This window comes from Paenibacillus sp. UNC217MF (assembly GCF_000686865.1).
Taxonomy (GTDB): domain Bacteria; phylum Bacillota; class Bacilli; order Paenibacillales; family Paenibacillaceae; genus Paenibacillus_B; species Paenibacillus_B suaedae.
The window spans coordinates 429,245-453,485 of record NZ_KK366029.1; the positions used below are offsets into that span (position 1 = coordinate 429,245).

Annotated in this window: 18 protein-coding genes; 14 read left to right on the plus strand and 4 right to left on the minus strand. The window is 48.5% G+C overall.

What is annotated here, in order from left to right; translation table 11 throughout:
- The first annotated feature begins 89 nt into the window (after window positions 1-89).
- Window positions 90-788, plus strand: a complete 699-nt coding sequence (locus BP95_RS0126260; RefSeq protein ID WP_028533624.1) for an ArsR/SmtB family transcription factor — start codon at window positions 90-92, stop codon at window positions 786-788.
- A 255-nt stretch (window positions 789-1,043) separates the two neighbouring features.
- On the opposite strand, the gene acnA is transcribed toward BP95_RS0126260, so the two are convergent.
- Window positions 1,044-3,767 (minus strand): aconitate hydratase AcnA, encoded by a 2,724-nt coding sequence (gene acnA / locus BP95_RS0126265; protein ID WP_028533625.1) that lies wholly within the window; start codon window positions 3,765-3,767, stop codon window positions 1,044-1,046.
- 414 nt (window positions 3,768-4,181) lie between these two features.
- Between acnA and BP95_RS0126270 the strand changes: the two genes are divergently transcribed.
- The 13 genes from BP95_RS0126270 to BP95_RS0126330 all read left to right on the plus strand — a co-directional run bounded on the left by BP95_RS0126270 (window position 4,182) and on the right by BP95_RS0126330 (window position 20,412).
- Window positions 4,182-5,189, plus strand: a complete 1,008-nt coding sequence (locus tag BP95_RS0126270; protein ID WP_021256107.1) for an amidase domain-containing protein — start codon at window positions 4,182-4,184, stop codon at window positions 5,187-5,189.
- 61 nt (window positions 5,190-5,250) lie between these two features.
- Complete coding sequence (locus BP95_RS0126275) at window positions 5,251-6,354, plus strand: D-alanine--D-alanine ligase (RefSeq protein ID WP_021256106.1); 1,104 nt, start codon at window positions 5,251-5,253, stop codon at window positions 6,352-6,354.
- A gap of 246 nt (window positions 6,355-6,600) precedes the next feature.
- A complete protein-coding gene (locus tag BP95_RS0126280; RefSeq protein WP_021256105.1) occupies window positions 6,601-7,308 on the plus strand; it encodes a response regulator transcription factor in 708 nt (235 codons plus the stop codon).
- Window positions 7,305-8,801, plus strand: a complete 1,497-nt coding sequence (locus BP95_RS0126285; RefSeq protein ID WP_021256104.1) for a sensor histidine kinase — start codon at window positions 7,305-7,307, stop codon at window positions 8,799-8,801. Before BP95_RS0126280 ends, BP95_RS0126285 begins: the two co-directional genes overlap by 4 nt.
- Window positions 8,802-8,803: 2 nt before the next feature.
- Window positions 8,804-9,853 (plus strand): LolA family protein, encoded by a 1,050-nt coding sequence (locus BP95_RS0126290; RefSeq protein ID WP_028533626.1) that lies wholly within the window; start codon window positions 8,804-8,806, stop codon window positions 9,851-9,853.
- 27 nt (window positions 9,854-9,880) lie between these two features.
- A complete protein-coding gene (locus tag BP95_RS0126295; RefSeq protein ID WP_021256102.1) occupies window positions 9,881-10,360 on the plus strand; it encodes a PH domain-containing protein in 480 nt (159 codons plus the stop codon).
- Window positions 10,350-11,879: a PH domain-containing protein gene (locus BP95_RS0126300; protein ID WP_021256101.1), complete on the plus strand. Its 1,530-nt coding sequence runs from the start codon at window positions 10,350-10,352 to the stop codon at window positions 11,877-11,879. The genes BP95_RS0126295 and BP95_RS0126300 overlap by 11 nt, the downstream gene beginning before the upstream one ends.
- A 397-nt stretch (window positions 11,880-12,276) precedes the next feature.
- The gene (locus BP95_RS0126305) at window positions 12,277-14,496 is read left to right on the plus strand and encodes a hypothetical protein (protein WP_028533628.1); all 2,220 of its coding nucleotides are present in this window, start codon (window positions 12,277-12,279) and stop codon (window positions 14,494-14,496) included.
- 127 nt (window positions 14,497-14,623) lie between these two features.
- Window positions 14,624-15,817, plus strand: a complete 1,194-nt coding sequence (locus tag BP95_RS0126310; RefSeq protein WP_021256099.1) for a HEAT repeat domain-containing protein — start codon at window positions 14,624-14,626, stop codon at window positions 15,815-15,817.
- A gap of 31 nt (window positions 15,818-15,848) precedes the next feature.
- On the plus strand, window positions 15,849-17,237 hold the full coding sequence (locus BP95_RS0126315) for a glycosyltransferase family 2 protein (RefSeq protein ID WP_028533629.1): 1,389 nt from the start codon (window positions 15,849-15,851) through the stop codon (window positions 17,235-17,237).
- A gap of 27 nt (window positions 17,238-17,264) precedes the next feature.
- Window positions 17,265-18,071, plus strand: coding sequence for a response regulator (locus tag BP95_RS0126320; RefSeq protein WP_021256097.1), 807 nt, complete (start codon window positions 17,265-17,267; stop codon window positions 18,069-18,071).
- A gap of 39 nt (window positions 18,072-18,110) precedes the next feature.
- A complete protein-coding gene (locus tag BP95_RS0126325) occupies window positions 18,111-19,484 on the plus strand; it encodes a nucleotide sugar dehydrogenase (protein ID WP_028533630.1) in 1,374 nt (457 codons plus the stop codon).
- Between the two features lie 76 nt (window positions 19,485-19,560).
- Complete coding sequence (locus BP95_RS0126330; protein WP_175460763.1) at window positions 19,561-20,412, plus strand: SGNH/GDSL hydrolase family protein; 852 nt, start codon at window positions 19,561-19,563, stop codon at window positions 20,410-20,412.
- 188 nt (window positions 20,413-20,600) lie between these two features.
- Here BP95_RS0126330 and BP95_RS0126335 read toward each other — a convergent pair whose 3' ends face one another.
- The 3 genes from BP95_RS0126335 to BP95_RS0126345 all read right to left on the minus strand — a co-directional run bounded on the left by BP95_RS0126335 (window position 20,601) and on the right by BP95_RS0126345 (window position 24,056).
- Entirely contained in the window at window positions 20,601-21,668 is a 1,068-nt protein-coding gene (locus BP95_RS0126335; protein ID WP_021256094.1) for a hypothetical protein, read from the minus strand.
- Window positions 21,669-21,701: 33 nt separating this feature from the next.
- Entirely contained in the window at window positions 21,702-22,682 is a 981-nt protein-coding gene (locus tag BP95_RS0126340; RefSeq protein WP_028533633.1) for a hypothetical protein, read from the minus strand.
- Window positions 22,683-22,982: 300 nt separating this feature from the next.
- Window positions 22,983-24,056: a hypothetical protein gene (locus tag BP95_RS0126345; RefSeq protein WP_021256092.1), complete on the minus strand. Its 1,074-nt coding sequence runs from the start codon at window positions 24,054-24,056 to the stop codon at window positions 22,983-22,985.
- Between the last annotated feature and the right edge of the window lie 185 nt (window positions 24,057-24,241).

Here is a 24,241-nt window from a genome sequence, read left to right on the forward strand (position 1 = left end):
CTGCATTGTAAAACGTAAATAATTCCATTATCATCGAAGTATGAAATACAATCGTGACAATCAAGGAGGGGAATGTCGTGTCTAGACAAATGGATGCCAATGCAGCTGTCATCGCTTCGCTTGTCAGCGATTGCTCTCGTGCTGCTATGTTGACGGCACTGTTGGATGGCCGATTTCACCCAGCGAGCGAGCTTGCTTCTATGGCTGGAATTAAGCCGCAAACTGCCAGCTTCCACTTGGCCAAAATGATCGAAGCCGATGTCATCACGATGGAGAAGCAGGGGCGACACCGCTATTACGGCATTCGGAATCAAGAGGTCGCTCATGTGATGGAGACTTTACTATCAATTGCGCCTCCTGTTCCGATCAAGTCATTGAAGCAGCACAATGAAGATAAGAAAATCCGTTATGCACGCACTTGCTACGATCACCTCGCCGGGCGTGTGGGCGTACAGGTGACAGAAGCTCTTCTTCGAATGGAATTGATGGAAGATGTCGGGGAGACTTATCAGATTACAGAGCAAGGCGAGGTGTTCTTCACGGCATTTCATATAGATCTGGTAGAGACGCATAAGAAACGGCGCGCCTATATATTGAAATGCTTGGACTGGAGTGAACGCCGACATCATCTAGCGGGAGCCTTAGGCAATGCCCTATTGGAAAGAATGCTAGAGAAGGGCTGGCTCGAGCGGCTGCCGAAGACGAGAGCTATTCAGGTAACGGCAGCAGGTACGATAGGATTGCAGGAAACGTTCGGTATTGATGTAGATATGAAGCATTTGGTGTAAAGGGGTGTCCTCCACAGATGCCATGTCAGAGGAAGCAACAGTAACAGTAACTGAAGTAACAGTAGCAGAGTCTGAGGATTTAGCTAGTCTATTACCTATTCTAGCCATACATTACGTACAGGTACTTCTCTTTTTTTTATACACTTATAAAAAAGCCCCCTTATGCTTTATTGGAGGAACACACTAGGTGTCCAGCCAATATCGTCGATAAGGGGGCTCTTCATGTTGACCATGTTGGTCCGAGATTAATTATAGTTACGCGTGCGAGCGCTCTTGCGCGATCATTTGGCGAAGAACCGTTTGCAGGATGCCGCCGTTATGGTAGTAGTCGACATCGACCATGCTGTCGAGACGAACTGTTACCGGGAATTCGAATTGCGTACCGTCTTCGCGAGTTGCCACAACTTGCAGAGATTGACCTGGCTCCACGTTGTTGGACAAGCCTACGATGCTGAATGTTTCCGTTCCAGTCAAGGCGAGAGTCTGCCAGCTGTTGCCGTCTTGGAATTGAAGCGGCAGAACGCCCATGCCGACCAGGTTGGAACGGTGGATACGTTCGAAGCTTTCGGCGATAACAGCCTTTGCGCCGAGCAGGTAAGTGCCCTTCGCAGCCCAGTCGCGGGAGCTGCCTGTACCGTATTCTTTACCAGCGATTACGATCAGGTTCGTACCGTCTGCTTGATACTTCATGGAAGCATCATAGATGGACATCACTTCATCCGTAGGCATGTACTTCGTTACGCCGCCTTCTGTGCCTGGCGCGATTTGATTGCGGATACGGATGTTTGCGAATGTACCGCGCATCATGACCTCATGGTTGCCCCGGCGGGAACCGTAGGAGTTGAAGTCCTGACGAGTTACGCCATTATCGATCAAGTATTGTCCAGCAGGGCTGTCGACCTTAATATTGCCGGCTGGCGAGATATGGTCAGTCGTTACGGAATCGCCGAGCAGCGCTAATACCTTCGCGTCGCGGATATCTGCAATATCGTTCAAATCAGAGCCAAGGTTCGAGAAGAACGGAGGATTCTGAATGTACGTGGACTTCTCATCCCACTCGTACAACTCGCCTTCTGGAACCGGAATGGAGTTCCAGCGCTCGTTTTGAGTAAATACATTCTCGTATTTATCACGGAACATATCCGGTGTAATCGCTTGAGCAACAGCTTCCTTGATTTCTTCGGATGTTGGCCAGATGTCCTTCAAGAATACAGGTTCATTGTTGCTGTCGTAGCCAAGCGGCTCGTTCGCAAGGTCAATGTTGACTGTACCCGCAAGTGCATATGCCACAACCAGTGGAGGAGAAGCAAGATAGTTCGCCTTCACCTGAGCATGGACACGGCCTTCGAAGTTGCGGTTACCGGACAAGACAGCGGCAACGGTCATATCCTCATCTGCGATTGCCTTGCTTACTTCGTCAGGAAGCGGACCGGAGTTGCCGATACATGTTGCGCAGCCGTAGCCGGCAACATGGAAGCCGAGCGCTTCCAGCGGCTCGATCAAGCCGGATTTGTTCAAATATTCGGTAACGACAAGGGAACCAGGCGTCAAGCTGCTCTTCACGTAAGCAGGCTTCTTCAAGCCGCGCTCTACCGCTTTCTTTGCAACTAGACCTGCACCGATCATTACGCTAGGATTGGACGTATTCGTACAGCTAGTGATAGCCGCGATTACGACAGCACCTGTCTTCAGCTGTGTTGTCTCACCGTTCGGATGAGTAACCGCAACTTGCTGTTCGATCTTCTCGTCGCTCAGACCATATCCACCCTTATCGATCGGCGTGCGCACGATATCAAGGAAGGATTGCTTCATGTTCGTCAGCTCTACACGGTCTTGCGGACGCTTCGGACCAGCCAAGCTTGGTACGATCGAGCCGAGATCCAATTCAATGACATCTGTGAATGCCGGATCTTCGGTAGCCTCCGTGCGGAATAAGCCTTGGGCTGTATAATAAGCCTTCACGAGCTCGATTTGCTCTTCGGAGCGGCCAGTCAAACTCATGTAGTTCAATGCCTCTTGATCAACAGGGAAGAAGCCGATCGTTGCTCCGTATTCTGGAGCCATGTTCGCTACAGTTGCACGGTCAGCCAAGCTGATGTTCCCAAGGCCTGGACCGAAGAATTCAACGAACTTGCCGACTACGCCCTTCTTGCGCAGCATTTGGGTAACTGTCAGTGCAAGGTCAGTCGCCGTAGCGCCTTCCGCCAAGCTGCCTGTCAGCTTGAAGCCGATAACCTCTGGTGTAACGAAGTAGAGCGGCTGTCCGAGCATGCCTGCTTCTGCTTCAATACCGCCAACGCCCCAGCCTACAACGCCAAGACCATTGATCATCGTCGTATGCGAGTCTGTACCAACGAGCGAGTCAGGATATACTTCAGTAACGCCGTCAACCTGCTTCGTAGCCGCTACGGAAGCGAGGTATTCCAAGTTCACTTGGTGAACGATACCTGTTGCAGGTGGTACCGCACGGAAGTTGTCGAACGCCGTTTGCGCCCAGCGAAGGAAGCGGTAGCGCTCTTCGTTGCGCTCAAATTCCACGTTCATGTTATATTCGAGTGCATCCTTAGTGCCGAATGCATCAACCATGACAGAGTGGTCAATAACGAGATCGACCGGAACAAGCGGATTAATTTGCTTCGGATCTCCACCGGCTTTTTTCACCGTATCCCGCATCGCTGCCAGATCGACAACAACGGGTACGCCTGTGAAGTCCTGAAGCACGATACGTGCTGGAATGAATGGAATCTCTTTATTCTCATCACGGCCATTCGCCCAATTGGCGATCTGGTTTACGTGATCCTTCGTAATGGCGCGGCCGTCGAATTGGCGCAGGGCTGCTTCAAGCAGCACCTTGATCGAAAATGGAAGGCGGGAAATATCGTTGCCTTGCGCCTCGAACGCTTCCAAGCTGTAGTAGCGATAGGAATGATTGCCGACGGTTAACTCGCGTGCTGTAGAAAAAGCATCTGTTCTTGCCATAGAGAAACCTCCTTCTTGGTTCTGTGTTCATCTCTTGCTTGGTGATGCATCTGATTCACGTGTGCTGGCAGGTATGCAGGTAGTTAGTTTTTTTCTATTAGTTCCACTAGATGAAACGTTATTTCATAATTGCTTCACATCTCCAGTATAGCGTGTTCCCGTATGAGCGTAAAGAGGTTTTTCTGCATAAAAATGCCTAAATGTACGTGCTTTTCGCACATATTTGTGATGTCTGGTCGTTTGTTCGATAAAGAGCAGATTCGTAGCCCTAAGCACACAATTGATAACCGTGCTTCCCAAGGCCATTCCACAGGACATGAGCGATGTGGATGACGCATATATATGGTAGCAATATTCCGCGGCTTTCAAGGACGGTTGTCCGCCGGAGGCGCGCCCGTACAAGGAGGCAGTAGCATGCGGCAAGATTGGAAAAATACGCTGTATCTCTATGTAGATCAGCACAATCGCTCAGAAGTGGATGATCGGAATTATGCGGTTCAGGCACCTATCGAGGATATGGAGTATGTTATGAAGGCCAGCGAGCGGGCCAGAAGATTGAAATTGTGGTATCGCGAACGCGGAACAACACCGCTTAAGAGCGAGACAAAGGCTAAAATCGTACGCAAGCATGAAGGCGATGGAGAAGTGGCTGTCGACGTAGAGTTCCACGTCCAGCGCGAGTATGACCAGCAGGGTGTGTCCTTGTTCGATGAGCGAATTGACATCGAGCGATTGACACTGAACCGAGACGGTGACAGCTGGATTATTACACGAGTAGAAACACCGGCCCATGAGCGTCATGGCAGCAAGCTGGATGACGAGAATCATGAGGCGCAGCATTATGCTGAGAGGCAGAACCGCTCGATGCCCCTATTGAATTATGATGTGCTAGGCATGAATATGCGGCCGCAGAAGTCTTCCCCCTATCGGCGGGAGAGAGCGGTACAATATGCAGAACAATGGTGGAACGAGCCTAATCCCCGTTTTCTGTCGTTTGAGGTCGATTGCACCAATTATGTCTCCCAATGTCTCTTTGCAGGGGGGGTGCCTATGAACTATACTGGTAGAAGAGAAACGGGCTGGTGGTATAAAGGAATGGTCAACGGTCAGGAGAACTGGAGCTACAGCTGGGCGGTCGCGAACAGTCTAGAGCGCTTGCTTGCTAATAGCGCATCTAGCTTGCGAGCAGTGCTGGTTGCACAGCCAACTGATCTGCAGCTTGGCGACGTCATCGCCTATGATTGGGATGGAGATGGCCATTTCCAACACACGACGATCGTAACTGCATTTGATGCAAACGGCATGCCGCTCATTAATGCGCATACGACGAACAGCCGTCACCGTTATTGGGACTATCAGGATTCCTACGCGTGGACTGAGGCTACGCAATATCGCTTCTTCCATATTATTGATGCTCTGTAGAGGAGCAGCATGGACAGCGTAGGAGGGACAACAGGCGCTTGATGCGCTGACGGAGGGAATTATGGGACAACAGGAGAAGATGCGCGTCGGCTTGGTGTACGGCGGCAAATCAGGAGAACACGAAGTATCATTATCGACGGCATTTGCCGTGATGGGAGCAATGGATTACGAGAAGTATGATATTATTCCATTCTATATTACAAAGACAGGGGAATGGCGCGTAGGAGAATTGCGTCATCAACCATTTAGCGATAAATCAGAGCTGACATTAGAAGGCGCTGCCGGTTACACGAAGGACGCAATGGAAATGCTGTTCGCTCGGGTCGACAGCACCGGAAATGCGGGGAACGGCATCGATGTTATGTTCCCGCTTATTCATGGAACGAACGGGGAAGACGGAACGATCCAAGGCTTGTTCGAAATGGCGAATGTGCCTTATGTCGGCGCAGGTGTATTGGCATCATCCGTAGGTATGGATAAGGCTGTCATGAAGCAGGTATTTGCGCATGCCGGCTTGCCGCAATGCAAATATGTTCACTTCATTCGCAGCGAATGGGAGCATCATCAAGCCGATGTGATGGCCAATATTGAATCAGAACTTGGCTACCCATGCTTCATTAAGCCAGCTAACTTGGGTTCGTCGGTAGGCATTTCGAAGGCGCGCAATGATGCCGAGTTGAAGCAGGCAATCGAGGTTGCGCTTCGCTATGACCGCAAGGTAATTGTAGAAGAGTTCGTAGACGCTCGCGAAGTAGAAGTCAGCGTGCTTGGCAATGACGAAGCAGAAGCATCCGTGCCAGGCGAAATTGTGTCTTCCGGTGAGTTCTATGATTACAAAGCAAAATATATCGATGGCAAATCGCAAATCGTTATTCCTGCTCCGCTGGACGAGGAGCTTCTGGATCGCCTGCGAGAGATGGCGGTACTTGCATTCCGAGCGATTGACGGCTCAGGCTTGTCTCGCGTCGACTTCTTCGTACGGCGTTCGGATATGCAGGTATTCATCAATGAAGTGAATACGATGCCCGGCTTTACGCCTTTTAGCATGTATCCGCTCATGTGGAAGGAAACAGGGGTTGCGTACGGAGCGCTGCTGGATCGTTTGATTCAATTAGCGATGGAACGCTACAAAATGAAGCAGCAGCTTTATTTTGAAAATGTATAAGCAGAAGGTGCTGCTTGAGATATTACAGGTTACGAATACGGAACTTGTTTCACCTAATTAAATAGGAAGAAATAGAATGGGCTGTCTTGTGAGTAGAGCGACTACTTGCAGGGCAGGCCCATTTTTTATGGTAATAACGAGAATGCATATGGTCTATCCAATTGCGGTCGATTTTATAAAGAAAGTATGAAATCCGAAGGATGCAGCTTAGGAACAATTATAATGTGGGCAAGGAGCGAGGTACACATGAATGCGAACATATTACTTGTCGAAGATGATAGAGAAATCGCGAGAATTGTTAGAGATCATTTGCGTCGGGAAGGATACGAGGTCACCTGGTCTTCCACAGGACTGGAGGGGTGGGAGGACTTCCGCATTGGTACCTATGACATGGTTATCGTAGACTTGATGCTGCCGGAGATGGATGGGTTCACCTTGTGTAAAAATATCCGGCTGTCGAGCAACGTTCCGCTTCTGATAGTAAGTGCGCGGCTGGAGGATGAGGTCAAGGTACAGGGCTTGAAGCTCGGGGCGGATGATTACGTGACGAAGCCGTTCAGCTTGTCCGAGCTTACGGCTAGAATCGATTCGCATCTGCGAAGATTCAAGCGTTATACGGATGGGGCAGAAGCCTCAACGGACAGCTTGTCCTTCGAGGGTGGGCTCGCTATTGATGAGAAGCACCAACTTGCAAGCATGGGAGATCAGTCCATCACCCTAACAGCCAAGGAATGGGCACTTCTCGTACTTCTTGCTCATCACCCGCAGCGTGCGTTTACGAAGAAGGAGCTATATGAGCATGTATGGCAGCAGGCCGATGCGGAAGGCAACAACACAGTGTCTGTTCATATTAAGAGTCTGCGCATGAAGCTTGGAGATGACGTACGCAATCCCACTTATATACAGACGGTGTGGGGAACGGGCTATCGGTTCATTGGTGAGCAGCGCAGATGAAGATTACACATTGGCTGATGATCACTTGTCTTGTCGTTATGATCCTGCCGCTCGTGGCATTCGCTGCTTTGTTCGGGCTGCTGCAGTCCTATGATGAACGGGAAGGATTAGCCGAATATATGGATGTGATGGAGCGCCTAAGTGAAGTGGAGCAGGTTATAGCAGCGCCTTCGCTGTATCGCATCCAGCCGCAGGACAAGTTCCAGGCGGTCAGTCGAGTCGCTGACCACTCGCTCAAGATCACGCTATATCGGGCAGATGGCGTTCAAGTATTTACATCGATGGAGAACAAGCTGCTTCCATCCATGTATCGTGTCAATCCAGAGCAATTGTACGAGAACCTGTACAAGCTGGAGCAAAGCCATGATACGTATACGTTGAAAAAGCCCGTGTTCGAGAAAGGAACACTTATTGGGTTCTATGAAGTCACGATGGTGCGCGAAAAATGGCTTAACGCCTTCCAATATAGGACGTATATCGTCATTGGTTGTGCCGTGCTGTTTTTTATTGCCCTATATGGCGCGGCGCTCTTTGTTATTCAGCGGAAGTTGAATCTTCCAATGAAGCAGTTGATGCGGCAGATGACTGCATTTGCACGCAATGAGCTTGTTCCTGATATTAGCCGCAGCTCCAAGGACGAGATGGGAACCCTGATTGCCCATTTTTACGACATGAGAGAGCAGGTTGGGCAGGCCAGAGCGCAAATTGCTGCGGAGCAGCAGGAGCGGGATTACATGGTCGCATCGTTGTCCCATGACCTGAAGACGCCGCTTACCTCCATTCGAGCATATGCGGAATCGTTGCAGCAAGATAAGCAAGTAACAGCGGATGAGAAGAAGGAATACTTCGGCATTATGCTTGATAAAATCGGCTACATGCAGCAGATGCTGGACGATCTGGCGACCTACACAGCACTTCGTTCTACGGAGAACGGGGATGGGCAGGAGCAAGTCCTCGTGGACGGGGAAGAACTGTTCGATATGCTGTTCTCGGGATATGATGCGGTTTGTGCGCAGCGAGGCATTCATCTCGACATTCGAAATGAGGTGGCCGGCGTCTATCCATTCCATGCGAAGCAGATGATGAGACTCGTGGATAATTTGATGGGGAATGCAATCCGGTATACGCCGTATGGGAAAACGATTTGGCTGGGGGCTTTTTCAGAGAATCAGCCGCTGCCGGAATGGTTGTTCCCGGCGTTTGTTGACCGTGTTCAGGTTTGGAGAGGGAATGCGCTAGTGCTGCTCGTTCAGAATGAAGGCGAAGAGATAGAGACACAGCATATCGAGAAGCTGTTCCAACCCTTTTACCAGGCTGACCAGTCGAGGACGAAGTCTCGTACTGGCGGAGCATCAGGACTAGGACTTAGTATCGCAAATATGATCGCGGAGCGGCATGGCGGGAGCATCGGCGTATGGTCGGCTGCGGCGCATGGCACATTATTGGCCTGTCGATTTAGTTACGAACAAGGATCAGACAGAGAGGATGAATGAAGATGATGTTCCGATTTGCAGGCAGTCTATTACTAGCAAGCAGCTTGATCTTTACAGGCTGTACCAGTTCGGTGAAATTGAGCGGGGAACAACTCGTGAGTCAAGCGCTGGAAGCGGGTAAGAAGGAAGTCTCCTACTACGCGGAAGGTGTTACGGTTTCTTATGAGAACGGCAAAGAAACTGAGCGTTATATCCTGAAGGAATGGTCGGATGCAGAGACGAAGAAGAAGCGGGAAGAAGTAATTAAGGACAATGAGCGAGCCATATCTGTGAGTGACGGCAAGCTGATTACGGTATGGGATGAGCATAATCGGCAAGCGTTCAAAATGGACGTAGGTGACGGGATGCGGCCGATGACGCAGCGGGAGCAGTTGAAAAATATGCTGGAACATTTGAACAAATCGTATCGTATTGAATCGATGGGAGACGAAAAAGTCGGCGAACATCAAACGGTTCATATTAAGGCTTCATCCAAAAAGAAGAATGCCCTGCTGAAGCAAATGGAGTTATGGGTCGATCAATCTACTTGGATGGTGATAAAGAGCAAAATCGATAGCGGTGCGGTCAAATCCACTTTCGAATATACGAAGCTGGATATGGCGCCGAAGTTCACGGCAGATACGTTCCAGTTGAGCATACCGAAAGATATTCCGGTGCGTGACATCAATGAGCTGAACCCGGCGAAGCAGGTATCACTGGAGGAAGCGAAGAAAGCGGCAGGAGCTCCATTTCTACAAATAACGGATAAGGATTTTTCGTTGAAGAAGATAGAGCTGGCGCAGTTAGAGGAAGAGATGAAGCGTACGGAAATCTCTTTGGAGTATGACAAAAACGGTATATCTTATGTAAGTGTCAGTCTGTTCAGAACCCCTGCTGACGCACAAAGAGATTTGGGCACGGCAGTAACGGTGCGAGGAAAATCAGGATGGTATTGGGACGAAATACACTCGCTTACGTGGGACGAGGATGGATTCCGTTACACGATGATTCCGTCGAACCCAGATGTTACGCAAGAAGAACTAATCAAGATTGCAGAGGGCATGAGTAAATAAGTCCCGATGGTGGGAGGGGGATGTAGAATGGAGAGTAAGCTGGGGCAAAAGTTGCATCCTGACTATAGGAAAGCATCTCGCATTGCAGGCGTCATTGCACATGGCATTATGGCCGCAGTCATTATTGCCTATGTTATTATCGCTTCTGTACAAGGTTGGGTACAGTACCCCGCTTGGATTGCATCAGGATTATGGGCGTTGTCTTTCATTTGGTTCGTATGGATTGAACCGGTACTGACTTATCGTTATTTTGCATTCGAAGTATTTGAGGAAGAACTGCACATTCAATCAGGAGTTATTTATTTGAAACATACGATTGTGCCTATGAATCGCGTACAGCATGTAGAGACAGAACGCGGGCCGCTGCTGCGCAAGTATGGGCTCTCGCAATTGTCAGTCGTAACTGCGGCGACGACTCATCGGATTCTGGCAGTCCAAGAGGAAGAAGCGGAGCGGCTAAAGGCCAAAATTGCAGAGCTGGCGAAGGTGGATGACCATGAAGAATAAGGAGATGCGCCTTCATCCACTGCACATGGGATTTTCGATTCTACAGGTAGCCAAGGCCATATGGCCTTTCCTCATTCTCTACGCATGGAAGGCTAAGGATCACTCGTGGATGCAGATTCTTTTTGCCGCCATTGTTGTCTATGCAATCGTAGATGCGGTGTTGGATTGGAGAAGGTTCACCTTCCGCTTCGAGGAAGACAAGCTCGTCATCAATAAAGGGATTTGGATTCGGGAAGAAAAAACAATCTTCTATCGGCGCATTCACTCGGTACGCTTGGAGCAGTCCTTCCTGCAGCGTGTAAGCCGGACAGCTCAGTTGAAGATTGAGACGCCTGGTGGAGATGCGGATGGAGATGGCGTGCTGCCTACATTGTCGCTTGCACATGCGGAGGAATTGCGCACTATTTTAACGCAGCGCAAGCAGAGTACTCCGCAGATCGGCCTAGAGAGCGGCGATATACCTAAGACGGCAGGCGCTAATCATATGCTGCCTAGTAACAATGTCCATGCGACAGCAGGCGCGGATCAGAAGGATCAGGACAAACCGTCAGAGGAGGCGGGCTTGTCCGCACGGGACATAAGGCTGAAGGTAGGAACATTATTCCTATCCTCGGCGACAACGATCCATTTAGGCATGCTGCTTGCCTTCTATTTGGCGATTACGAACTTCGCAGATGACCTGCTGAAGCTGATTCTGCCAGATGGGCTGATGCAAAGACTAATGGAGCAGATGATGTCCGCGATCCCAAGCCATCTGACTTATGTCGTGCTCGGAGTCGGTGGTCTTATACTTGCATGGCTCATCTCAACGCTGTTGTTCGTCGTGAAGTACTATCGATTTACAGCGGTGGTGCAGGGGGACGAGATTGTCATTTCCTACGGACTATTCGAGAAGAAAGTGAACGCCTTCAAACCAGGCCGAGTGCAGGAAATCATTGTGAAGGAGGGCATGCTTCGTCAGCTGCTCGGGTACGCACAGGTGGAGGTCGGAGTGCTGTCAGCAGATAAGAAAGAATCCTTGCTGCTGCATCCGCTTATTCGGGTTCGGGATCTTCCGCATTTGTTAGCCCATTTTGTACCGCAAGTTGAATTGGCGGACGATGCTGTGCAGCATCGTCCGCCTGGTCGGGCCTGGTGGTACTATGTTCGTATGGAACTGCTGCTCTTCCTTACCACTTACGGACTGCTCTATTGGTGGCAGGGGAATATGGCCCATTGGCTGTGGCTCTTAATGCCGATATTGCTCGGGATGGGGACACTGCGACTTAAGGACGCGGGAATTGGTATCCAGAACAAGCAGCTAATGATACGAAGCCGCGCGATCGCTAGAAAGTCCTGCTATATGTTGAGACCGCATATTGTCTCGCTTTCAACGAAAGACAGTTACTTTCAGCGTCAGCGAAATATTCGCTCCCTACATGTTACGATTATGAGCGGACATTCCTATACTGCGACATGTTTCGACGACCGCGACGTCGCACATGTATGGCAATGGTACAGCCGTCACAAACCTGAATAACCAAACAGGAGGGGGATCCTCCTGTTTTTTTATGTTCTGTAAAACTATGGTACAAAACGCTCAGACGAGGGGTGACCATAGTCCGATAAATATACATTTTATTGGTAAAATGGTTACAAAAACGCAACTTTTTCGACGTATTTGCGTCAAATGATGACAAATGATATCGATTTACAATTTCTCCAACCTAATCGTTCGCGTAATCCGAAAGGGAGTGATCAAATCGCTTTGCAGCAGGCTTTTTCTTTGCTTCAGCGCTGCAATAACCAGCAGAAAATGAGGGTCCTAGTTTTCAAAACGCGACTATCTAACCATGTTATTCCAGAAAAAAACTTGGTTAGATAGTAAAAGAGGTTGCGGACAACACTCACAGAAAGGGTGAACAGGTCACATATCTATGAACCGTAGGAAAAAGCGAAATCTCGTTATAGGCATACTGATGCCGGTCATAATTATATTTGCAGGCGGATTGTATTGGATGCCGGAGTTGCTGTCTTCCAAGCCTGTCGCCTACGCTGGTGAGGATGGCATCAAGCTGAAGTTCAAGACGGAGGGCGACCGCATCCTAGAGTACAAAGAAGATGGCTTCGAGCCAATCTTTGTTAAAGGAGTCAATCTGGGCGCTACACTGCCTGGATACTTCCCAGGGGAGTTCCCGATACAAGAAGAAGATTATCTGCGTTGGTTCCAGCAGATACATGATATGGGCGCGAATGTGATCCGGGTATACACCGTGCACAATCCGGTGTTTTACGAAGCGCTTGTGAAGTTTAACCGCGATAAAGCGGAGCGGCCGCTCTATTTTATTCAAGGCATATGGTCGCCTGAGGAAGAGTTGATCGAGTCGCAAGATGCTTACTTGCCCGAGATCAAAGAGAAGTTCAAGCACGAAATTGAGAAGGTTGTACGAGCGGTATACGGCGATATTACGCTACCAGATCAATCCGGTACAGCGAGAGGGAAGTATAGGACGAACGCCAGTGATTACTTGATGGCTTGGCATATCGGGACGGAATGGGATCCAGTGATGGTTGATAAGACAAACAAGAAGCATAGCAAGGTATCGGCATACACAGGTTCCTTTTTCAACGCGACTGGGCAAGCAAGCCCATTTGAGAGCTGGCTCGCCGAAATGCTTGATCACGCTGCCGCGGTGGAGAACGAATATGGGTGGCATCACCCGATGACGTTCACGAACTGGGTAACCACAGATGTGCTGAAGCACCCGGGAGAGCCACTATTCCAAGAAGATATGGTGAGCGTCGACGCAAGGAAAATTCAGCCGAAGGCTTGGAGCGCGGGATATTTCGCTGCTTATCACGTCTATCCGTACTACCCAGACTTCTTCCACTTGGATACTTCGCTGCAGACGATTCGCGACAAGCAAGGGCAGTTCAATACGTACAAGGTGTATCTGCGAAAGCTGAAGGCTGAGTTCAAGGATATGCCGGTCATGATCACGGAATATGGCGTGCCATCTTCGATTGGCATCTCTCATCTGGGTATGGGGGGACGCAATCAAGGCGGTCATAATGAGCGTGAGCAAGGGCGTATCGATGCATCGCTCACACAGGACATTTACGATGAGCATTATGCAGGAGCAATTCTGTTCATGTGGCAGGATGAGTGGTTCAAAAAGACGTGGAATACGATGAAGATTGAAGTTCCTGCTGACCGCAGGCCGTATTGGCTCAATGTGTTAACGAACGAGAAAATGTTTGGGCTATTGGGCATGTACCCGAGCAAGGCGGATGCCATTGTTATCGATGGGGATTCCAAGGATTGGGATGCTATTCCAGACGAAGAGAAAATGCTGCTGAAGTCAGATTTGCCGGGGGTTCGTGAGATGTGGATCACCCATGACGAGGGCTATGTCTATACAATGCTTAAGCTGGATAAGCCGTTCGATCCTGACAAGCAGACGCTATACATCGGGGCGAATACGCAAACGGGCGGCAATCGCACCATGAAGGAGCTTCCGGGTATTAAGCTGGACGAAGGGCTGGAGACACTTACGGTCATCGGCAAGGACAGTGAGGTTCGCATCGCTTCGAATTATGACTTCAACAACAGGCTGTATGGCCCATCCGGTTATTGGATGGTTGAACCGAAGCCTCAGGAAATGAAGGATAATTCAGGATTGTTCAATCCATGGAAGCTGGCAGTTAGTCTGAAGATGGAACCCCCGGATACAAGATCGGCGCATCCATTTCAAGATATTGTTGTAGGCAAGCTGCATCGAGGGACGAGCGACCCGAACAGCAAGTCATACAACTCGCTTGCAGCTTGGGAGGCGAAGGGCGACACCGTCGAAATTCGAATTCCGTGGATGCTGCTTGGTTTCGCAGACCCGAGTACGAAGCAAGTCATTTCATATGGCGACGTGGAACGAAAGCGAGATCTGCCGACGATTGCAACAGAAGGGATACGATTCTTGCCTTGGGTTGTGGAACGAGGAGGGAATTCATCGACAGGTGCACAAACTCGTGCATGGAAGAACTACTCTTTACACAATATCCAAGTATACACATGGAAAAAGTGGGATAAAGTTGGCTATACAGAACGCTTGAAGCAAAGCTATTACGACATGAAGGAAGTGTTCCATCGTCTTCCATGACACATGCGGCCACCCATAGGTGGCATGCGACTTCCGAAAGCGGTTCGGCAAGTTCCTTGCTGAAAGCAACATTGATAGGGGCTTGAAGAACTGCCACTTCTCATGGAACAAAGGAGGCACACGTTACATGTATACAAAGTTAGACCTTGCTGTGTCTTTCATCTACGTCTGTCTGGGCCTGATTGGCTTCGGCGTATTGATACTGCTCATCATGAAAGCCCGAAATATACGGCTGATGCAGCAACGGGACGCGATCATGAAGAAATATAAACCTTATTTTATCTATTTGCAGCGTCATATCGGTGACGAGGGTTCCTTCCAGCCGCCGAAGGGGGCAGTTGCACAATTGGAGGCTAGGGTTATCCAAGACAAGCTGATCGAATGGATCGAGAAATTCCGTGGGACTCAGCGGGACAAGCTGACGAAGCTGTGCGAAGATATGGGGCTCGTTCAATTGGATATGAAGAATCTGAACAGCATGTTCTACGCGAAGCAGATGCAAGCGGCTTTCCGCTTGGGAGGAATGAGATCGTCCAGGGCGGTTCCGCAGCTGCTGGAACTGCTTAAGCAGGAGAAGTCGGCAGAGCTGATTCGAGTTATTGCCCGAGCTGTTGCGAAATGCGCGGACGATACGGCATCTCTGGGGGTAATGCTGGATGAGCTGGCGAGCCGTGAGCAGCACAATGAGCTGTTTGCTGCAGAGATATTGGAGGAATCAACGTTAGACGTGACACCACTTCTTGTTGGATGCTTAGCGGATAGCAATAATCGTCTGGTGAAGACAGCTCTGCTGGCGCTGCGCGGGCATGCTGGTGCAGAACTTACGCCTGCGTTGTTCAAGCTTGCTGACAACAAAGACAAGGATATACGCTCCTTAGCGATTAAGCTGCTGGTGCGCACCGGCAATGTGCTGACGAAGGAGACATTGTGCAGTTGGTTCAAGGATCCTGAGTGGGAAGTGCGGGCGGCTGTTGCAGAGTCGCTCAGCACGTACAACCATACTGCCAGCATTGTCATCTTGAAGGAAGCATTGACGGATTCTAATTGGTGGGTTCGGTATTACAGCTCGAAGAGCTTGGCTACGATGGGGGATGAGGGCTTTCGTGCGCTGTGTGAAGCAGCGCTTGAGAGAGATGATCCTTACAAGTCGGATATGGCCAAAGACCGTATTCAAGAGGAGCTTCTGCGCGAGCATTACAATACGAATCGGCGGAAACACGTGTCTAGCCAAGCAACGAAGCGGCTCTTATATGAGCAGTATTTCGGCAAGGCTGCGACAGCACCGATATTTCGAAGCGTAGGAGGCGATTATTCTGCTTAGAGACCTGCTTCTCATGTACGGCTTATTCGCCATGTACTATGTGATCGTCGTCAATAGTATTTACTTCGGCATCATGCTCTTCTCGTTCAAAAGCATTTTCTCGATCGTTCGCCGAAAACGTTACGCACTAAGCGGGACGATAGCGGGTTCAGAGCATGTCCCGCCGGTCTCGCTGTTGGTACCATCCTACAATGAAGAGCTGACGATTATCGAAAATGTAAAGTCATTAATGACGCTGAATTATCCAACCTATGAGGTTATCGTCATCAATGACGGCTCCAAGGATGAGACTTTGAACGTGTTGATCGAGGAGTTCGCCCTATATCGCATGGATAACTTGTCCATTCGGTATGCCGTGAATTGTACCAAGATCAATGCTGTCTATCATAATCCAGAATATCCATTCCTCTATGTCATTGATAAGGCGAACGGGGGGAAGGCGGATTCCTTAAATGCAGGCATTAATTTCTCGCATTACCCGCTTATCTCGTCCATTGATGCGGATTCGCTACTGGAGAAGGATTCCTTAATTCAAATGACAACCATGTATATGTCCGATCCAGAGCGATATGTGGCGATCGGAGGCAATGTACGCATCGCTAACGGTTGTTCGATTGAGAATGGAACGGTGAAGGAAGTGCGCTTGCCGAAGAAATGGTGGCCGATGTTCCAAACGCTGGAGTACTTAAAGGCGTTCCTCGGCGGTCGAATCGGCTGGAGTGCGATTAATGGACTGATTATTGTGTCGGGGGCATTCGGGTTGTTCCGCAAGGACTATGTCATTAAGGTCGGTGGATATCGCGATGGCTATCCAGGCGAGGACATGAACATCATTATTAAACTTCATCGCTATATGCTGGAAAATAAACTGCCTTACAAAATTGCCTTCTGTCCGGAGGCAGTATGCTGGACGCAGGCGCCGGATACGTACCATATTCTGTCCAACCAGCGTAAGCGTTGGGGGCGAGGGAACTTGAAGAATATGATCGAGAACTACGATATGACGTTCCGTCCGAAGTACAAGGTGTTCGGTCTGTTGTCACTGCCGTATACGATTATATTCGAAGCACTTAATCCTTATTTCAAAGTAACGGGATTGATGTCCTTAATCGGTTATGCGCTGTATGACATGACACATTGGGAAATTGTGCTGGTATTTATGCTCATTAACTTCTTATCGGGTTTATTGCTAGCTGTAGGCTCGCTTCTGCTGGAGGAGATTGCGTTCAAGCGCTATCCGCGCATTAGCGATCTCGTGCGAATGCTTGCATTCAGTGTGCTGATGTTCTTCGGTTATCGGCAGCTTGGCAGCCTATGGCGCATTCAAGGGCATATTCAATTTTTCCAGAACAACAATTCATGGGGAGCCATGACGCGTCAGAGTTGGAGTGAAGAAGGAGAACAAACGAAAACCGCCTAAACGGCGCAGGGAAGGTGGAGACTGCACATGCTTCAAGTAATGGAACGAAATGCAGAGTTCGAATTTGTACCGACTTTCAAGCAAACGGTGAATCATCTGGTGATGAGTTATCCCGGACATAGCGTAGGCATTATCTTTATCCATGCGAAGCCGCTTGGACGTACGTGGGAGGCTGAGCTCAGGTCAACGCTGGATAGAGAGCAAATTCCATTTGAGCTGATGAATGCCACAGATCAGAATGTAATTGCGGTTATGCTGCCGCGCGTTACTCTGGATCAGACGCACTATTACGCACTCATGCTGAAGAGCGTGGTAGAAGAGCGGTTGGCAGGGACGCCAATCGTATGTGCGGTTGCCGCAGTGGCAGATTCACAGGAGGCAGAGGATATTATTCTCGGTCGTTGGAACGACTGGCCGGCTGCAGATTCCTCCCATATTCGGGTTCTCCATGATCACCTTCAGCTCGAAGGAGCGAAGCGCATTCTAGTCGTGGATCACGATGCTAGCGTAAGAGAGTTCCTGAACATTTGGCTAACTTCGCAGGGGTATGAGGTGCACGAGGCTGAAGATGCCTTGACAGCGCTCGATGTTATTCATGCAGGTCAATTCGATTTAATCTTAACGGAGCTGAATTTATATGGGATTAATGGTCTGCCGTTCATTTCGCAAATTCAGAAGATGAATTTGGAGAAGCAGCCGAAAATCGTGATTCTGTCCGAGCAACGGGTAGGAAAGACGATTGATTACTGCTTCGAGCAGGGCGTTAGCGACTATATTACGAAGCCATTCTCGCCGGTAGAACTTGATGAACGGCTTAGTCGCTGTTTGTCATAACTATACACAATTATCTAGTGGATGGAAGGGTGAACAACTGTGAACATGTATGCTGCCAATTTAGAACATGCAATCGAACACAAAACTTCTGTAATCGGAGTCATCGGGTTAGGCTATGTCGGTCTGCCGCTTGCCATTGAGATGTGCAAGCAGGGCTTTCAGGTCGTCGGAATTGATGTTGATTCACGCAAGATCGAGAGTATCCATAACGGACATTCCTATATTAAGGATATCAGCGATGAGACGTTGACGCAGTGCATGAACACAGGCCGGTTGTTCGTGACGACTGACTTCAGTCATATTCAATTGCTTAATGCGGTCAGCATTTGCGTGCCGACTCCACTTAGCGAGAATCAAGATCCAGATACATCCTACATTACGCGTGTTGTGGAACAAATTAAGAAATATATGCGGAAAGGCCTGTTGATTACGCTCGAGAGTACAACGTATCCAGGCACGACAGAAGAGCTGATTCAACATGAAATTGAAGCCTCCTTGGGTTACCAAGCAGGAGAGGATTTCTTCCTCTGCTTCTCACCGGAGCGCGTGGATCCGTCCAATCCGAAGTTCAATACATTCAACACACCGAAGGTCATTGGCGGGACGACACCAACTTGCCTCAAGCTGGGAGCAGCACTGTACGACAATATCGTAGAGAGCGTCGTTCCCGTCACTTCGACGAAGGTAGCAGAAATGTCGAAGCTGTTGGAAAATACGTTCCGCAGTGTCAACATCGCCTTCATTAATGAGATGGCGATGATGTGCGACCGGATGTGCATCGACATCTGGGAGGTCATCGATGCTGCAGCGACGAAGCCGTTCGGATTCATGCCTTTCTATCCGGGACCAGGTATCGGCGGCCACTGCATTCCGCTTGACCCCATGTACCTGTCTTGGAAAGCGAAGGGGTATCGTTTCTATAGCAAGTTTATCGATATCGCACAAGCTACCAATGCCAATATGCCATACCATGTCATGGAGAAGACATCACGAATTTTGAATCAAAGCTCTAAGTCGATTAAAAACTCGAAAATATTGATTCTGGGTATGGCCTACAAGCCAAACATCGACGATTTGCGAGAATCCCCGGGTCTTGAAATCTATGAGCTGTTTAAGGCGAGCGGTGCTCAGATCGATTATTTTGATCCGCATGCGACACACTTCAAGAACAAAGCTGGCAAGACGGTGCATACGATCGATTATGATTTGCCGGCGTTCCAGACATATGACTGCATGGTGCTGATTACGAACCATCAATCGTTCGATTACGAACAGCTCGCGGATTTGAATATCCCGATATTGGATACGCGCAATGCATTCAAGGGCATTCATCGCCCGAACATTCACAAGCTCGGTTATACCGAACAAGAAAGCGTACGAGATGTAGAAGTAGAAGAGGCGGTTCTTGTCTAAATCGGGTACGAATCCCATGCGTCCTCGGGATAGTAGGATAGGGAGATTTCTACGATTCTCTCGAGGTTCACGGGGGGTGTTAATTACGCTACTGCTATGCTGCTGTGTCGCAGTCCTATTCTCGCTTCGATCTGCGGATACGGATCGGACAAAGGCAACATGGTTGTGGGATACGGAATGGATTCGCGATTCGGGGGAGGATATCGTCTCGTTCTGCCGGACGAATGGCGTGAATCTCGTCTATTTGCAGATAAGTGACAGAGTAGAGCAGGCCACCTACCGTGAATTTATTCGGAAGGCGCACGAAGCCGGGATTGACGTTCATGCCTTGAACGGTGCGCCGGAATGGGCGAAGGAACGGCATGAGGAGGAAGGGAAGTCATTCATTCGGTGGGTGAGTGATTATAATCAGCAGGCCGCAGAAGGCGAGCGATTTGCTGGTGTTCATCTGGATGTAGAGCCTTATTTATTGCCAGAATGGAAGCAGGATGAAGCAAGCCTCGTCCACAGCTGGGTTGACAACATGAAGATCTGGCTGGAGGAAGGGCGGGAGGCAGGCCTGTACATGGCTGCGGATGTTCCCTTCTGGCTGCCGCGCCTGGATATGCCGACTGGGAACGGCAAGGTAAGCAGCTGGATGCTGGAGCAATTCGACTCCTTGACGATTATGGCATATCGGGACAACTCGGATTCGATCTATGAATCGTCCAAGAATCTGCTCTCGCAGGCGGACAAGCTTGGCAAGCCGATTGTCATTGGTCTTGAACTGGGCAAGACCAATGAAGGAGGCTACTTGTCCTTCCACGGCAAGCCGCTTGATTATTTCGAGGAGCAACTGCGTGATGTGAAGGAGCTCGGTGCAAGCCATTCCTCCTTCGCAGGAGCAGCGGTTCATCACTTGCGCGTGTGGTATGACCGAGTGAAGTAAAGAGAGAGCTGCTTCGCGGTTCAACAAACGTCGGCCTTCGGGAAGATATCCTCCGGCGCAATCAACCCCTTCTCTTGCGAGAAGTTCCATGAGGGGGGGATAGAACCTTCATATTATCGAAAACGTAACGAGCCTGTGGATGTGCATCCACAGGCTCGTTGCTGCGTAAGGTGGAAAAGCTGTAACGTCTACTTCACTATCGTCTCCATCGAACCGTGTATCGCGCTTGTTCCACCCACCAGATACACTGCGTTTTTGTCAGCATCCAATGCAGCTCTCAGCTTCGTTGTGACTACCTTTCCGTCCTTTTTGTCCGTGTAGTCATTGTGGAAGCGGTACTCTTTCCGTCCGTTATCCCACTCCACTTCACATCCGCTAATATCGACACCCAGCACCTTTTGAGCCAGCGGAGCAATCACTTCTTTTGCGACTTTGGCCGTAATCTCTTTGTCTGTCGTTACTTTTTCCTTTAGACGCGATTTATGAATGACTTCTATCGCCTTTCCTGACTTTGTGTCTATTTCAACGTAAATACCGTCACCTTGCAATACCCACTTCGGTATGGCCAGCACTTTTTCATAGTCATAATTACCATGTCTGAGTGTTGCCTCCGTCACTTCTTTCAATTCGTGATTGAAGGCTGTTTTCACGATTTCTGCTGCTGCTTTTGTCCATTTTGGATCAAGTTCTTTGGCATCAACTTTAATCGAGAACCCATTGAGTTGATCTTTTGCTTTAGCCCCAGCACCTGGTTTATAGAGCGAGATATAAAAGTCTTCCTCTGTGAAAACATAGAGCGTATCTACAAATTTAGCCTGCTTGTCATCATATCGTCGTTGCATTTCCACTTCATTAGTCAGCACATAGGTTTTGTTTGGATACAGCTCTTTTAATCTTTGAAGGACTTTATTCTGATCCTCTTTACTGACTTCATCGATTGAGATTTTTGTAAAACCCCACCATATTCCACCTGTTTTCGGATTAAAGTCAATTGAATATTTGTCATCCACAGATCGGACTGTTGCACTCCCAACCGAACCGGAGTAGCTCTCGCCAACATCCTGCATCTTGACCTCTTTGCCCGCCAATTGCTTCATTGCTTTTTTCAGCTTGTCAGCCATCTTCTTGTCGATCTGAACCTTCACCTTCTCCGGTTGCTTCTGCTCTTGTGCAGCCGCAGCTTCGACAGGAATCGGTCCTCCCAATGAGGCTAGCATGCCGGATACGACCAATGTTGCGATGATAGCCTTTTTCATAAACATCATCCTCCTATGCATCTATTTATGTTTTTAATACCCTCCGGCCGCTCTGCTCCCGGACTTTATATACACGACGTTTTTCTCGGCATCCAATGCCGCTCTCACCGCCGTAACATCATTTTTTTCGATGAAGCGGTAATCTTTAAATAAGCTGTCCCATTTTACTTCATATCCCGTAATGTCGATATTGAATAATTTCTTCGCGAGCGGGGCGACCGCTTCTTTGGCTTCTTTTTCGGTCATCTCTTTGTTCGTCGTGACCTGATTGCCTTGTTTATTGATCAGGCTGATTGCTTTCCCTTTCTCCATGTAAACCGTCACTTTGTCGTCCTCAAGCACCCACGTATAATGCTCAATCTGCGCCTTCGTCACGTCGAATTGATGATCGAACGCCGTTTTGATCGCTTCCGTTGCCGATTTCAGCAATTTCGGATCAAGTTCTTTTTTGTCAATATCGATTGTCACAACGGACATGGCATAACCTTCTGAAATATTAGCATTTACTGAAACTTTAAAATCCTTCCCGGAAAACTCATAAAACATATAATCTCCAAATTTGCCCTTGCTATTATCGTAGGATCGTGATTGTGTAACGTCTTTGTTAAATACGTATTTCTTCTTTGAATAGGCGTTCTTTAACTCTTTTAAAGCTTCGTTTTGAAATTTTTTGTCGACTTTGTCGATTGTCGTTTTGTTGGATACAAACCATATTTTTCCACTTTCGAGATCAAAGCCAACACCATAATTTCCATCTGCAGATTGAACCGTGACCAAACTCTCATTGATATGTTCACCGGTATCCTTAAGCTTAATCTCTTTCCCCGCATATTGGTTTACCGCTTTTTGCAGCTTGGGAGCCAACTTCTTATCGATGGGTACCTTCTTATTATCGGATTGCTGCTCTTGCTGATTCTCTTGCGCTGCCTCCGCTCCGGCAGGAATTGGGCCGGCCAATGTGGCTAACATACTAGAAACGATCAGGGATGCTAGAATGACTTTCTTCAAATTCATACAAAATCCTCCTATGTTTCATATTCTCATTGTGTACCACTGTTGTATCGCCTACTATCGCATACAGTATATAACAATATCAATCCACTCATTTGTGACATCATCTCTATTATTTTGTCAGTTTTCTCAAACCTATATGGCTGATATGCTTGATGAAAAAACTACGGTTCGTGATGCGCTTGACCAGATGCAGCGCGAATTGCAGGCGACTCTTGTAATACCGTAAACGAACGAGGCTGTGGATGTGCATCCACAGGCTCGTACCGTCTCGTACGGTGTAAGGTAAAAAGGTTGTAACGTCTACTTCTCCATCGTCTCATTCGAACCGTGTATCGCGCTTGTTCCACCCACCAGATACACTGCGTTTTTGTCAGCATCCAATGCAGCTCTCAGCTTCGTTGCGACTACCTTTCTGTCCTTTTTATCCATATAGTCATTGTGGAAGCGGTACTCTTTCAGTCTGTTATCCCATTCCACTTCACATCCGCTAATATCGACACCCAGCACCTTTTGGGCCAGTGGAGCAATCACTTCTTTTGCATCTTTTGCCGTAATCTCCTTGTCGGTCGTTACCTTTTCCTTTAGACGCGATTTGTGAATGACTTCTATCGCCTTTCCCGACTTTGTATCAATTTGAATGTAAACACCGTCTCCTTGCAATACCCACATCGGTATGGCCAGCACCTTTTCATAGTCAAAATTACCATCACGGAGTGTTGCTTCCGTCACTTCTTTCAATTCATGATTGAACGCTGTTTTCACTAATTCTGCTGCTGCTTTTGTCCATTTTGGATCAAGTTCTTTGGCATCAACTGTAATCGAGTACCCATTCAGTTGATCTTTTGCATCAGACCCGGCACCTGGTTTATAGAGCGAGATATAGAAGTCTTCCTCTGTGAAAAAATAGTTCGTATCTACAAATTTACCCTGTTTGTCGTCATATCGTCGACGCATTTCCACTTCATTACTCAGCACATAGGTTTTGTTTGGATACAACTCTTTTAATCTTTGAAGGACTTTATTCCGATCCTCTTTACTGACTTCATCGATCGAGATATTTGCAGATCCATCCCCTATAACCCCTGTTTTCGGATTGAAGCTAATCGAGTATTTCCCATCCACAGATCGAACGATTACACTTCCAACAAAACCCTTGTAAGTCTCGACAGCATCCTGCAGCTTGATTTCTTTTCCGGCCAATTCCTTTATTGCTTTTTTCAGCTTGTCGGCCATCTTCTTGTCAATCTGAACCTTCATCTTCTCCGGCTGCTTCTGCTCTTGTGCAGCCGCGGCTTCGACAGGAACCGGGCCGACTACGGTGACCAGCATACTAGATACGATCAGGGATGCTAGAATTGCTTTTTTGATATTCATTTCATTTCCTCCTATTTATGAATATATGAGATATATTTCCATGCTAACATTGGATAATTAAGATTCAACTTAATAGATTCTGAATATAATTTAAGGAAAAAATCAGAAATGAAGGTGTATAAATATAACAATATCAACTCGCTCATTTGTGACATCATTTCTACCGAGAGCGTGATTGCCTATCA